The organism is Flaviaestuariibacter amylovorans, assembly GCF_039541815.1.
Lineage (GTDB): Bacteria > Bacteroidota > Bacteroidia > Chitinophagales > Chitinophagaceae > Flavisolibacter > Flavisolibacter amylovorans.
This window is the reverse complement of sequence record NZ_BAABGY010000001.1, coordinates 266,179-278,037: the sequence shown is the minus strand read 5'-3', so window position 1 is coordinate 278,037 and position 11,859 is coordinate 266,179. Positions and strand designations below refer to the sequence as shown.

At 64.1% G+C, this 11,859-nt stretch carries 12 protein-coding genes; 6 read left to right on the top strand and 6 right to left on the bottom strand.

Annotated features, from left to right (window positions below):
* Positions 1 to 360 precede the first annotated feature (360 nt).
* The 4 genes from ABD937_RS01240 to trxA all read left to right on the top strand — a co-directional run bounded on the left by ABD937_RS01240 (position 361) and on the right by trxA (position 4,195).
* Positions 361 to 1,092 carry a hypothetical protein gene (locus ABD937_RS01240; RefSeq protein ID WP_345252766.1) on the top strand — a complete coding sequence of 244 codons (732 nt, stop codon included), beginning with the start codon at positions 361 to 363 and terminating at the stop codon, positions 1,090 to 1,092.
* 497 nt (positions 1,093 to 1,589) lie between these two features.
* Positions 1,590 to 1,931, top strand: coding sequence for a DUF3471 domain-containing protein (locus tag ABD937_RS01235; protein ID WP_345252765.1), 342 nt, complete (start codon positions 1,590 to 1,592; stop codon positions 1,929 to 1,931).
* 443 nt (positions 1,932 to 2,374) lie between these two features.
* Positions 2,375 to 3,307: an alpha/beta hydrolase gene (locus ABD937_RS01230; protein ID WP_345252764.1), complete on the top strand. Its 933-nt coding sequence runs from the start codon at positions 2,375 to 2,377 to the stop codon at positions 3,305 to 3,307.
* A 189-nt stretch (positions 3,308 to 3,496) separates the two neighbouring features.
* Positions 3,497 to 4,195, top strand: coding sequence for a thioredoxin (gene trxA / locus ABD937_RS01225; protein WP_345252763.1), 699 nt, complete (start codon positions 3,497 to 3,499; stop codon positions 4,193 to 4,195).
* A 153-nt stretch (positions 4,196 to 4,348) separates the two neighbouring features.
* Here trxA and ABD937_RS01220 read toward each other — a convergent pair whose 3' ends face one another.
* The 3 genes from ABD937_RS01220 to ABD937_RS01210 form a co-directional block, all read right to left on the bottom strand.
* The gene (locus ABD937_RS01220) at positions 4,349 to 4,603 is read right to left on the bottom strand and encodes a hypothetical protein (RefSeq protein WP_345252762.1); all 255 of its coding nucleotides are present in this window, start codon (positions 4,601 to 4,603) and stop codon (positions 4,349 to 4,351) included.
* Positions 4,600 to 4,953: a hypothetical protein gene (locus ABD937_RS01215; protein ID WP_345252761.1), complete on the bottom strand. Its 354-nt coding sequence runs from the start codon at positions 4,951 to 4,953 to the stop codon at positions 4,600 to 4,602. Before ABD937_RS01215 ends, ABD937_RS01220 begins: the two co-directional genes overlap by 4 nt.
* Positions 4,954 to 5,313: 360 nt before the next feature.
* Positions 5,314 to 6,498 carry a BamA/TamA family outer membrane protein gene (locus tag ABD937_RS01210; protein WP_345252760.1) on the bottom strand — a complete coding sequence of 395 codons (1,185 nt, stop codon included), beginning with the start codon at positions 6,496 to 6,498 and terminating at the stop codon, positions 5,314 to 5,316.
* 158 nt (positions 6,499 to 6,656) lie between these two features.
* On the opposite strand from ABD937_RS01210, the gene ABD937_RS01205 reads away from it, so the two are divergent.
* Together ABD937_RS01205 and ABD937_RS01200 are read left to right on the top strand one after the other, a co-directional pair.
* Positions 6,657 to 7,412 carry a rhodanese-like domain-containing protein gene (locus ABD937_RS01205; protein ID WP_345252759.1) on the top strand — a complete coding sequence of 252 codons (756 nt, stop codon included), beginning with the start codon at positions 6,657 to 6,659 and terminating at the stop codon, positions 7,410 to 7,412.
* 39 nt (positions 7,413 to 7,451) lie between these two features.
* Positions 7,452 to 8,585: a WG repeat-containing protein gene (locus ABD937_RS01200; RefSeq protein ID WP_345252758.1), complete on the top strand. Its 1,134-nt coding sequence runs from the start codon at positions 7,452 to 7,454 to the stop codon at positions 8,583 to 8,585.
* Positions 8,586 to 8,600: 15 nt separating this feature from the next.
* Here the strand turns inward: ABD937_RS01200 and ABD937_RS01195 are convergent, their stop codons facing one another.
* Genes ABD937_RS01195 through ABD937_RS01185 form a run of 3 tightly spaced genes read right to left on the bottom strand, consistent with a single transcriptional unit; the run spans position 8,601 to position 11,796 of the window.
* Positions 8,601 to 9,209 carry a flavin reductase family protein gene (locus ABD937_RS01195; protein WP_345252757.1) on the bottom strand — a complete coding sequence of 203 codons (609 nt, stop codon included), beginning with the start codon at positions 9,207 to 9,209 and terminating at the stop codon, positions 8,601 to 8,603.
* Positions 9,206 to 10,306 carry an FAD-binding domain-containing protein gene (locus tag ABD937_RS01190; RefSeq protein WP_345252756.1) on the bottom strand — a complete coding sequence of 367 codons (1,101 nt, stop codon included), beginning with the start codon at positions 10,304 to 10,306 and terminating at the stop codon, positions 9,206 to 9,208. The genes ABD937_RS01195 and ABD937_RS01190 overlap by 4 nt, the downstream gene beginning before the upstream one ends.
* The gene (locus ABD937_RS01185; RefSeq protein WP_345252755.1) at positions 10,303 to 11,796 is read right to left on the bottom strand and encodes a cryptochrome/photolyase family protein; all 1,494 of its coding nucleotides are present in this window, start codon (positions 11,794 to 11,796) and stop codon (positions 10,303 to 10,305) included. Before ABD937_RS01185 ends, ABD937_RS01190 begins: the two co-directional genes overlap by 4 nt.
* Between the last annotated feature and the right edge of the window lie 63 nt (positions 11,797 to 11,859).

Sequence of the window (11,859 nt, the reverse complement as noted above, 5' to 3'; positions counted from 1 at the left end):
TTTCTTTGACTCCGGCCTTCCCCAGGTGTGGGTGAGCAGGTGAGCGGGTGAGCAGGTGAGTGGATGAGCCGACTTTTCCAAGGCTTCGTCGTCCGGTGGCGGTGCTCCGCACGCCGAAGCTTTCGCGAAGGCGTGAGCGGGTGCTCATTCTGGATCCATCATGTTCACGCCTGCTCCAAAAAGACACGCGTTTGGACCAAGCACCCCAATGCCTTCCCGTAGCCTGCACCCCATCATTGGGCCTCCGCCCCAACCCTCCTGAACCTTTCTAAACCCTCCTGAACCTTTCTAAACCCTCCTAAACTCTTTAAACCTCCTAAACCCTTTTTCTTATCTTGTTCCGGCACCAAAACCACGGCCATGGAACCTGAACTCAACGAACGCCTCGCCCGGCTCGAGAAGGCCCTTGCCCGCAAGCAGAAGGATAAATGGGACAAGCTCACGGCGCTGACGCCGGCCGTTATCTCCCTAACGATCGCCGCCGTGGGCTGGCACTTCACCAATGCCCACAATGCCCACCAGCTCGAGCTGCAGCAGCGCCAGCACGAGAGCCAGCTGCAGATCGCCTACGTAAACGCCTCCATCGGGCAGAGCGAGCTGATCAAGGACTTCATGCAGCCTCTTTCCGCAACCGACACTACCGTGCGCAACATCGCCATAGAGGCCGTGCTCTACGCGGCGCCCGCGCCGGGTAAGCGCATCGTCGACATCATCGCCCGCGCCCCGGCCGCCGACGGCGCCCGCACCGCCCGTGCCGCCCTCGAGGCCAAACGCCGCGACCTCGCCGCCGGCCTCTTTGCCGCCCAGGGCGCCGCCCGCTTCGCCGCTGCCTCCGAGATCACGAACGCCTGGACCGGCGACGAGGCCCTGCTGCACCTGCTCGTGGACCGCAGCACCCGCTGCCTCGCCGACCGCTCCACCGCCCCCGACTGCGCCGACGGGATCTACGCGGTGATGGGCGTGCTGCCTGCCTTTCACAGCTCCCTGTTGCAGGAGCACCGCGCGGAACTGACGGCATTGCTTTCCAGATTGCCAAAGAACAGCCCGCTCACGATGGGGCAGGGGAAGATACTGGCAGCGAAGCTCGAGTAAGGGTTTGGGGGGCTGGAAGGTTGGCTGCGCACGGGGGCTGGTAGGGAACAACGCTGCCTTCCCCGTTACGTCAATGAGGATAACCCGCTGCCGGCGCCGCACGGCTCCCGATCTGGCACCTTGTACCAAAGCCTTCCCGCTGCTCACCCACAGCTTCATACCCGCCGACTGCGCTGCAGGAATTCGTTTCCTTCCATTCCCTCATGCACCTCGAGCGGAAGCCGGGTCCGAAACACTGGAGTACCCCTACCCGCCCGCAGCGCAGCAGTGCCTCATCTTCTACCTGGGCGACCGTAGAAGCACGGGCAAAGGGGAAGGATGACTTCAAGGAATAGTCCCGCGGCATCGTGATCGGGCCGCAGGTGACGCGGCGGAATCCTGCACCTGCGCTACTGCCACCGGGCCGGTGATCGCCTTGCATGCCGGGCGGCCCACCTGAGGGCTGTAACCTGGTGGAAGCATCCTTCGTCAAAAGGGAAACTTAAAACCTCCCATTCATGCTTACCAGGGTCTTACTCATGCTGTTTGCCGCGTTCTCCCTTGCTACCGCACAGGCACAATCCGCCGACAAGGCCAAAGCCGATACCGCCACCGCAACAACACCGCTCGAAACCTACACAGGTACCTACAGCAGCCCCGAGCTCCCGGTGCAGATCGACGTACAGCTGGAAAAAGGCAAGCTCCAGGCTCAGGCTACGGGACAGCCGGCATTTACGCTGGAGGCCGCCGGCAAGCACGAGTTCCGCTATGCGCCCGCCAAAGTGGTCATGGTCTTCGACCCGGAGAAGAAGCAGCTCACCCTGCAGCAGGGCGGCAAGTCGTTCGTATTTGTACGGTGACCCATCCCCCGGCCCCGACCTCTCCCCCGGCCCCTCTCCTGCGGAGAGGGGTGACTCTGTGGCGCCGGACTAACGCCTGCGAGCATGCTCCTGGGGCACGATTGAAAGAAGTCAGTATTTGGACAGTCATCGTTGAGGAACATCTTCGTTGAACTTCGCGATGTCCGCACCTCTTTGAAAGGTGGGTCAAGGGATTCATCGATCGTACCGAAAGATCATACCTGGAGTGCCTCCCACCGTCAGGAGCGGCCCGGAGTAAAGCATCCGCGCCGATCGTATCGATCCTATTCATCTGCGTTCCTTCTCTCCAGTCCCGCCACGGTGGGGGGTCCTTCGCTCCTGCATCGGCACAGGAGCACCATCCTCCTCGCGCCGCTTCGCTCGGGATGACCAGTTACTTTGTCAGGCTGAGCGAAGTCGAAGCCAGCACATTACTTTCGGGTATGCGTCGTCATCTTCGCCGCCTGCTGCGGCTGCTGCTTATTGTGTTTGTTTTGCTGAATGCAGTTGCGGCGCTGCACGCGTGGCGCTTCACCCACTTCGACAACGGCGGGGTGAAGCCAAACGAGCGCGGGCTCACATTCGGGCAAAAGCTCTCGATGGCACTGACCGGCGTACCCAACCCAAGGCCGCGGAACACGCAGGCGCCCGACACCGCCTATGAAACGGTGGCCATCGCCTCCAACGTACGGCTCGAGGCCTGGTGGATCCGGGTGCGCCAGCCCAAAGGCACCGTGCTGCTCTTTCATGGCTATGGCGGGTCCAAAAGCGGGCTGCTCGATAAGGCGTCGGTGTTCCGCGGCCTTGGCTACAACACCCTGCTCGTCGACTTCATGGGCGCCGGCGGATCGGAAGGAAGGCAGTGCACCATCGGGCACAGGGAATCCGTAGAAGTACGGGACGCGGTGCGCTGGCTGCAGGGGCAGGGAGAAAAAGACCTGTGGCTTTTCGGCACCTCCATGGGCGCAGCAGCCCTACTGAAGGCATTGGCCGAGGAACCGATACCGGTGCGGGGCGCGCTCATCGAGTGCCCCTTCGGCACCATGACGCAGACCGTAAAGAACCGCTTCTCGATGCAGGGCGCGCCCGCGTTCCCGATGGCCCACCTGCTGCTGTTCTGGGGCGGCGTGATGAATGGCTTCAACGCCTTTGCCCACAACCCCGAAACCTATGCCCGCAACGTGTCGGTGCCGGTGCTCCTGATGTGGGGCGAGCAGGACAGCAAGGTGCTGCGCTCCGAGACGGATGCCCTTTTTCAAAACCTCGCCGGCCCGAAGCGGCTCGTCACCTTCCCGGAGGCAGGGCATGAGAACTACCTGCGCCACTATGCCCCGGAATGGACGGCCGCTGTAGAGAGCTTCCTGGAGGGAAGGTGAGCGGGTGAACAAGGTGAGCGGGTGAGCGGGAATCGGGAATCGGGAATAGTGCGGCGGGAGCCGGAGCTAACGATATCCTATTACCAATAGACCAATAGACTAAAGAACGCCCGCAGGGCTCCTTTTAACGATTCGGAGGCGCCCGTGCCGGCGGGCCGGCGTATGTTTGCAGGGCAATAATCCCCGCCTATGACCCGCCTCCTGTCTGTACTGTGCCTCGCCCTCCTGCTGTCGGTGGGCTCCTTTGCCCAGACCGCCCCGCTTTCCGCATCCGTATTTGCCCAGAAGGTAAAGGAGACGCCCGGCTCGGTGGTACTCGACGTCCGCACCCCGCAGGAGTTCGGCAAGGGGCACCTGCCCGGCGCCCTCAACGCCAACTGGAACGACACCCTGTTTGCTAAGCGGGTGGAGGCGCTCGACAAGGCCACGCCCCTCTTCGTGTATTGCCTTGGCGGCAGCCGCAGCGCCGCAGCGGCCGGCAAGCTCCGCCAGCTGGGCTACACCCAGGTGTACGACCTCGAAGGCGGGATCATGAAGTGGCGCCAGGACGGCCTCCCCGAGGAAGGTGGCGCCATCCGCGGCATGACCACGGACCAGTACAACACCCTTGTGCAGCGCAGCGACAAGCTCGTGCTCGTGGATTTCTATGCCGAGTGGTGCGGACCCTGCAAGCTGATGAAGCCCTACCTCGACGAGATCGCCCGCACGCAGGCCGACAAGGTGGAGATCGTGCGCATCGATACCGACCTCAATCCCGGCATCACCCGCACGCTCCGCATCGAGGCGCTGCCTACCCTCATCCTCTACAAAGCAGGCAAGGTAAAGTGGGCCAACGTAGGCTATGTGCCCAAGAAGACGGTGCTCAAGCAGATCAAATCGGGCTCGTGAGAGGTGAGGCGTCAGCCGTGAAGCGAAGCGCCCTGCAAGAACAGCGCTCGTTTCACGCGGCACGATACGTTAAGTACTTCCTGATCTACATACTATTTCCAGACAAAGGGCCGCCAGTGGCGGCCCTTTTCATTTGCATTAGGGGAAGCGTTCTCACCGTAGCATGATCAACAGTGCCCCGAGCACAAGCAGATGCACCAGCAACGCTCCCTTCGCATGCTTCTTCCCAAGCACCAGGCACCCGAGCTCAAGGGCAGCCAGTACCACACCGCCGGCAGCAAAGAAGTATATGACATAGATCAACGGATTGCCCCCATGCCCATAAATGGGACCCAGGGCTGCGGCAAGCGCGAACAGCACGAGGATTGCAAAGACATAGTAGCCGATGGCGAAGAGTACGGGCCTCATAACGGGTAGCTGAAGGGCATCCATTTGTCGGCCAGGTTACCATAAAATAGCTCCATCGGGGCCGGTTTATCGCCTTCGCCGGCGTGCTCCGCCTCGAGGGCCAGGAACAGGTCGGCGATGGCGGCAGCAGACTCGGCCGGCAGGTCGATGCGGTACCAGGTAGGCGAAGTGTCAAACGTGCCGGCAGGGCGCGGCGGCTTTTCCACCGCGTTATGCGCGAGGATACGCTGCAGCACGGCCACGAGCCCGGCTTCCTTCCGGGCATGCAGCTCCTTTATCGTGATGTTGAGCGTAGTACCGTCGAGCACGGTGCCGCTGTTGATGATCTCTTCGTAAGTAGCCGTATCCATCGTTCCGAAGATCGGTAATCGCGTTGGATGTGCCGCGAGCGGCACGAAAGGATGCACACGGCGGCACGGAGACACGGCGGCACGGCGCACGTTCTGCTCCCTACCGCCGCCGCAAGCGGTCTAGCTTTCTCGAGGCAGCCAGTGGGTTTCAAGCCCCCGAAGCATCGGGAGGCGCGGAGACGCAAAGACCCAGTCTGGATAAGCGTGCGTTCCGCCGTGCCGCCGTGTGAAAAGTCCTGCCGCAGGCAGGGCACTCTATGAGCATCGCGAAAAAACCTGCGTGCTCCGCGTCTCTGCGCCTTTGCGAGATACCCGCGTGCCGCTTTAGGAAAAGCAAGGCCGCTTCAGCGGCCGCCTACCTTAAAACACCTCCCCCACATTAAGCGCCAGGAAGCGCGAGCCGTCGACACCAAAGCCGTAGTCGAAGGCGAGGTTGGTGGCGGAGTACTTGTTCAGCTTGATGCGCAGCCCGCCACCCGCGCCCGGCAGGATGCGCCCGAGGCCCCGCAGCGGGTTCGACGGGAAGGCCTGCGCGTTGGCAAAGGCCACGGCGCCCAGGAGGCCGTTGCGGGTGATGCCGAAGCGGTACTCGCCCTCGAGGTACAGCAGGTTGCGCCCGCGGTAGCGCCCCTGCTGGTAGCCGCGGCCCGTGTTGTACTGGTCGTCCCAGCCGGTGCTGGGCAGCAGCAGGTAGGGCGTTTGCCCGCCGCCCAGCGTCAACCAGTTGTAGCTCCAGAAGGCCAGCACGTTCTGACGCCGCCCCATGGGGATGTAGCGCCGCAGGTCTACCTGCAGCGACTGCCAGTTGCTGGTGCTGCCGAGCTCCGTGCGTACGGTGCGCAGGGCGAAGCTGGCATAGGTGCCGCTCGCGGGGTTCACCGTATTGATCCGCGAGTCGTAGAGGAGGCGCAGGGCCGGGCCGATGGCCCGCTCGCGGGCCGCGAGCCCGTAGCGCTGGTAGTCGGTGCCGTGGGCGGGCGGCGCCAGCTCGCGCACGCGCCAGAGGGCGTCCACGAACAGGCCCGGGCCTACGTATAAGTTCTTCCGCAGCCGCCACAGAAACGACTGGTGCAGCTTCAGGTAGTCGAAATCGAGCTGGTACTCCGCCTCGTTGGCCGAGCGTGCGCCGAGGCCCCAGGTGGGCGAGGGATAGCGCATGTAGCGCCACTCGGCCAGCACGTTGTGGCGGTCGCCGGGGGTGAACACAACGGCATTGGCCTGGAACACGAGCTGCCCCTTCTGCGCCACCGATGCGGAGCCGATGATGTTGGAGAGCTTGTCGTCGGGGCCGGCATTCCGGGGGCGGTAGGTCTTGACCGCCGTGAGCGATACCGAAACGCCCGATGCGGGCCCGTAGGAAACGCCCGGCACCAGTGCAAACTGCGCCGCACCCGAGTCGGTGCGGGGCGAGCGGGCACCGAAGATGCGGCGGCGGATATCGGTAAGGTCGGTCCCGGCGCTGTCGGGGGTACGGTCCTGTGCCGCGGCGGGCACGGCGGCCGGGAGGAGCAGGAGGAGTGCCGAAATGATGTAGGTGTATCTCATAGACAGTTGGAAAAGGGAAAAACCATGCCCTTCCGGTCAAAAGTAAGCGGCGGGCACCCGTTACCGGGCGGCACCACAATCTTCGGGTGTGCCCCGGCGTTGATAGGGGGCGCGGCGCCCGGTCGCTTAGCCGCCTCCCGGAAAAAAAATGCGTTTCCATGCCTTTTCGCTTCTTTCTGCTCCTTGCCCTCCTGCTTTCCGCTGCCGCCGCCGCGCAACCCGCCTGGCACCTCGAACCGGAGGTAGCTGCCGAAAAGATGAAAAAGAGCGCCGGCCTCCGGATCCTCGACCTGCGCCCCGCGGCCCGCTTTGCGGAAAGCCACCTCCCGGGTGCCCTGAGCCTCCCCTATCGCGACACTTCGTTCCGCCGCCGCCTGGCGGCCATTCCGAAAAGCACCCCGCTCCTTCTCTATGGCAAGAACGGGGAAGAGGGGCGCGACGCCACGGAGCGCCTGCGGGCCCTCGGGTACAAAAACGCGTTCAGCCTGCAAGGAGGTATCAACTGGTGGGCGCTGGGCGATGCGCCGCTCGAAGGGCCGCGTGCCGGGGTCGGCATCAGCCTCGCCGAATACGACAGCCTCCGCCGCGGCGACCTCGTGCTCGTGGACTTCGGCGCCGACTGGTGCGGCTACTGCCCCGACGTGAACAGCTCGGTGACTGCCATCGGCGCTGCCAACCCGGGCACGCTTACCGCGATCAGCCTGGACGCCGACCTCCATCCCGGCCTCTGTAAGTCGCTGGGTGTGGACGCCTTCCCGACCTTGCTGCTCTACCAGGGCGGACGCCTCGTGTGGCGGCAGGTTGGCTGGATCTCGCGTGCCGACATCGAGCGGAAGGTGCGGCGCGGGCTCCGGGAGTTCATCCCCACGGTGACGCCCCGCCGGCCGGGACGGAACGTTGAGTGGGACCAATGAAGCAGCCACCAGCGCTTACGCTATTCGTATCTTCCATCCATGCTACTCTACCCCTGGTACGACAAGGAAACCGATAGCTATGGCTATCGCGACGAGGCGGGCACGCTCGTCGTCGCTCCCCGTTATGAAGAAGCCGAGCCCTTCTCGGGCGGTATCGCTTCCGTGCGCACCGAAACGGGCGCAGGGGTCATCGACGCGCGGGGCAGCGAGCTCCTGCCGCCCCGCTATCAGCATGCGTTCGTGGATCGGGGCTGGGTGCATGCATATGAGCAGGAGGACAGCGCGCAACTCCTTTTCGACGCAGCCGGCACGCTGCGGCTCCGCCTCGAGGGCATCCAGTACCTCTACCCACCTGAAGACGGCCTGGTTCGTGTGAAGCGCCAGGGCCGCTGGGGCGTGCTCGACCTCGACGGCCTGGAGCGCATCCCCTTCGTGCACCGAAGCCTCGGCCCCGCCTGGCAGGGTCGCCTCCCCTACTACGACGATGGTGGCTGGGGCTGGGTCGACAGTGCCGGCGCCATCCTCGTGCCGGGGCAGTTCACGGCCGTCGGGCCCTGGGACGACGCCTGCTGGTGGGGCCGCAAGAAAGGCGGTCTTTTCGAGGTGTTCGATCGCAACAACGAGCGCATTTCGCCCTTTGACCTGCTGGAGCTGAATGCCCGCCGGGGACCCGCCAGTCTGGTACGCAGCAGCCGGGGGCTGCACTTCTTCGGGCCCGGCTTCACCCACCTGCTCGACCTCCCCGCCGCGTACGACCTTGCGGCAAACTTCTACGACGGACGGGCGCTGGTGCAACGCGGCGGCAAGTTCGGGTTTCTCGACGCTGCCGGCAACGAGGTGATCGGTGCCGGATACGTGGCCGCGGGCTCCTTTTCGGAAGGCCTGGCACCCGTACTGGCAGGGGGCCGCTGGGGCTATATCGACACGAACGGGAAAGAAACGATCGCCCCGCAGTTTGCAAAGGCAGGCCTGTTTTCGGAACGACTGGCGCCGGTGCAGCAGCAGGGAAACTGGGGGTATATAGACCGGGAGGGGACGATTCAGATTCCCTGTGCCTACAGCGAGGCCGGGAGCTTTCGCCAGGGATTGGCCACGGTAGGCGACGGACGGTACGAGTGGCGCATCAACCGGAAGGGCGCGCCCATGACCAAGCCCGTGGACCTCTGGGATTAAAGCAGCGTCGCCGCATCACGGCAGCGCGTACGGAAAGCGCGCAAGCGGCTTCGCGGTAAAATACGCATCCAGCCCACAGCTCATCAGCACGTCCGCAGCCGCCAGGTCCACGAAGCCATCGGCACCTACCAACGCGTCGGGTACCCGCACCTGCCGCACGCCACCGATGATCAGCACGGTACCGTTCAGCGGGATGTCGATGATCTGCTCGAGCTGCAGCGCCACCTGCACCACGGCTTCCGCCACAAAGGGTGCGGCGCAGCCTTCGTGGTATTGCTCCGTGAAGCCGGCTTCCGAAAACTCCGACTGCTTGGGGCTGTAGCGTGCGGAGGTCTGGTGAGCACGGGCGGCCAGGGCGGCCGGCACATAATTGAGGGTGTAGGTGCCCGTTTCCCGGATGTTGCGGAGCGTGTCGCGCGGCACCGTGTCGGGCCGGGAGATAAGGCCGAATAGCGCCGGGGCCGCGCCGAGGTGAATGAGGGAGTTGAAGATCGCGAGGTTCGTCGCGCCCCCGGTACTGCAGGTGCCCACCAGTACTGCCTGACGGAAGCCGGCGAGCGAGTTGACGAAGGCCGTGCGGTAGCGTTGCTCCAGCGCCTGGATGTCAGAAAGGTTCAGGATCATGCGTATTCTTTTTTGAGGGCCGGCTCGAGCCGTTTCCAGTAAGCGAAGAACGAAGGAAAATAGCCGCTGACGGCACTACTGAGCCACTCGCGCGCATCGGCGGTGCCGGTATAGTGCCGGTTGAGCGGGTGCTCGCGAAACACGAATTCCAGGCCGGGATGGAGTGCCCGGAGCTCGGCGAAACTGCCTGTGAAAATTTGAAGATCAGAGATCCCCTCCGCCAGGCGGAGCATAAAGTCGATACACAACGGGCTTACCGGGTAACGCGCAAAGAGCTCGGGCTCAAGGAGGAGTACGCGGTTGGCAGTTTCATGCGCCCGCCACAGCGGATCGAGGTGATAGTAGTTATACAGGTATACCGGCAGCGACGGGTCGAGACGGGGCGTCGCGGTCGCCGGCAGTTGCGTTTCGGCAACGAACGGCTCGGTGTCGATGAGCGGTGGTGGTATCGCTATGCCCAACAATTCTTCAACGGGTCGATCCAGATAACTGTCGGCGAGCGCCGTGCGCGTGAAGCGGCTGATGTTTTCCTGGTTGGCGACGTACTTCTTGTTGCTGTTGCTACCGGCCACCCATTGCCAGCTGCAGGCGTTGGAGCCCCAGTCGCCGTCGAGGAGGTGGTAATACAGCCAGCGCGCCGGGCTGCGCCAGTGCGCCCTGCCGATGTTACAGGCCAGCGCCGCCACATACATGCGGCAATGGTTGTGGAGGTAGCCCGTTCGAAAGAGGTCCCGCAGCGCGGCGTCGACGGCGTCGATGCCGGTGGCGGCCCGGGGCAGCGCCGACGGCAGCTCGTAGTGCCGCACATCCTCCTGCGGACGGCGCAGGTCTTCGTCCACATCGCGCTCCTGCCATACGCGCTGGAAGTAGTCGCGCCAGGCAAGCTCCTTTACAAAAGACTCGATGGCGTGCAGGCGGTAGCCGCGCGCCAGCACCCGCTGCAACACCTGCCTCGTGCTGATGACGCCGCGGGAGATATAGGGCGACAGGCGCGTGACGGCCCCGTCCGTATAATTACGGGTATGGCCATACGCCACCGGGTCGATGGCGTCGATGCGGGCCTGAATGGAGGCGAGGTCGGTGGGGAAAAGGCTCATATAAAAAGAGTGGCTTCGGTGATCCCCGCGTCGAGGCGGGCCAGGAATTCGTCCGCGCGCTGCAAGAGGCCGGCACGCCTGCGGGCGTCCATCCGGTCGAGGGTGCGTACCATCATCGACAAGCGGGGGTTGGCGCCGAAGAAATCGCGGCGCCGGTCGATGAACCGCCAGAACAGCCCGTCCCAGACCTCGGTCCAGCGCGGGTCCTTTTTATGGTCGCTCATCTTCAATACATAGTTGCTTCCGCTGATATAAGGCTTCGTGCACATCAGCCCGCCATCGGCAAACTGGCTCATGCCATACACGTTGGGCACCATTACCCAGTCGTAGGCGTCGATGAACAGCTCCATGAACCATCGGTAGACTTCGTCGGGATCGAATTCGCAGAGCAGGAAGAAGTTGCCGAGGATCATCAGGCGCTCGATGTGGTGGCAATAGCCGTGCTCCAGCACCTTCCGGATCACGTTGTCGACCGGTGCGATGCCGGTGGTACCCTCATATACCGATCGGGGCAAGAGGCGTGTGCAACCGAAGAAGTTGGAGCGGCGCTGCTGCCGGCCGGCCACGCGGTAGATACCGGCCACGAACTCGCGCCAGCCGAGCACCTGGCGCACAAAGCCCTCGATGCTGTTGAGCGGAAGCCGGCCTTCGCGGGCGAGCACGGCATCGAGCACGTCATGGGGCGTAAGCAGTCCGCAGTTCATCAGGGGCGACAGCAGGCTGTGGTGCAGGAGCGGCTCGCGCGTCACGATCGCGTCCTCGTAGGCGCCGAAGGCTTCGAGGCGCTCGTCCAGGAAGCGCGCGAGCCAGTCGGCCGCGGCGGCGTGGGTCACGGGGTAAACGATCGTGCTGCGCCCGCTCCCGGGGTTGCCGGCGAAGTGCCGCGCCACGTAAGCAGCCGCCTCCTCGTGGTGCTCCGTTTCGGGGATCGACCAGGCGGGCACGGGCGCACCGGCCGGAAAGCGCTTCCGGTTGTCCTCGTCGAAGCTCCATTTACCACCGAGGGGCGCCCCACCCGCCAGCAGTACGCCGTACCGCTTCCGCTGCGCTATGTAGAAATCGTGGTGAAAAAACCGCTTTCGTCCGCCAAACCACGGATCTTCCGCATTACCCAGCAACGCCGGCGTAGGGAGCATCCGCAGCCCCATACCGGCGGCGGCGGCACCCCTGCGCAGGCGTCGCTCCAGCCAGTCGTCGACCGGGTCGTACAGGCGTACCTCGGTTACGCCCTCTGCCGCCAGGTGCTGCAGCAACACGCGGATATCGGAGCGCTCCTCGTGCGCTTCAACGTATACCGGGTCCAGGGCAAGCGCCTCCAGCCGCGTGTGCTCGGCCCGCATGGTGGCGCGGTGAAAGGCGAGCTTGCGCCGGTGAAAGGCGTACTGCCGGAAAAAAAGGAACTCTTCGACCAGCCAGGGACGCGCGCCTTCGAAAGTCAGGGCGGCGCTGGCAAAGAGCTGGTGCGGCAAAATGAGGAAAACGACAGGCATGAGCTACCGGTAAACAAGCGCCTGGGCATTTGGTTGCTCCGCTCCGGGCCGCCAACGCAAAAA

Bases quoted from the DNA above. Each gene is read 5' to 3' on its own strand.
- ABD937_RS01220 (WP_345252762.1), bottom strand. From the start codon at position 4,603: ATGAGGCCCGTACTCTTCGCCATCGGCTACTATGTCTTTGCAATCCTC.
- trxA (WP_345252763.1), top strand. From the start codon at position 3,497: ATGACCCGCCTCCTGTCTGTACTGTGCCTCGCCCTCCTGCTGTCGGTG.
- ABD937_RS01205 (WP_345252759.1), top strand. From the start codon at position 6,657: ATGCCTTTTCGCTTCTTTCTGCTCCTTGCCCTCCTGCTTTCCGCTGCC.
- ABD937_RS01235 (WP_345252765.1), top strand. From the start codon at position 1,590: ATGCTTACCAGGGTCTTACTCATGCTGTTTGCCGCGTTCTCCCTTGCT.
- ABD937_RS01230 (WP_345252764.1), top strand. From the start codon at position 2,375: ATGCGTCGTCATCTTCGCCGCCTGCTGCGGCTGCTGCTTATTGTGTTT.
- ABD937_RS01200 (WP_345252758.1), top strand. From the start codon at position 7,452: ATGCTACTCTACCCCTGGTACGACAAGGAAACCGATAGCTATGGCTAT.
- ABD937_RS01210 (WP_345252760.1), bottom strand. From the start codon at position 6,498: ATGAGATACACCTACATCATTTCGGCACTCCTCCTGCTCCTCCCGGCC.
- ABD937_RS01195 (WP_345252757.1), bottom strand. From the start codon at position 9,209: ATGATCCTGAACCTTTCTGACATCCAGGCGCTGGAGCAACGCTACCGC.
- ABD937_RS01240 (WP_345252766.1), top strand. From the start codon at position 361: ATGGAACCTGAACTCAACGAACGCCTCGCCCGGCTCGAGAAGGCCCTT.
- ABD937_RS01185 (WP_345252755.1), bottom strand. From the start codon at position 11,796: ATGCCTGTCGTTTTCCTCATTTTGCCGCACCAGCTCTTTGCCAGCGCC.
- ABD937_RS01215 (WP_345252761.1), bottom strand. From the start codon at position 4,953: ATGGATACGGCTACTTACGAAGAGATCATCAACAGCGGCACCGTGCTC.
- ABD937_RS01190 (WP_345252756.1), bottom strand. From the start codon at position 10,306: ATGAGCCTTTTCCCCACCGACCTCGCCTCCATTCAGGCCCGCATCGAC.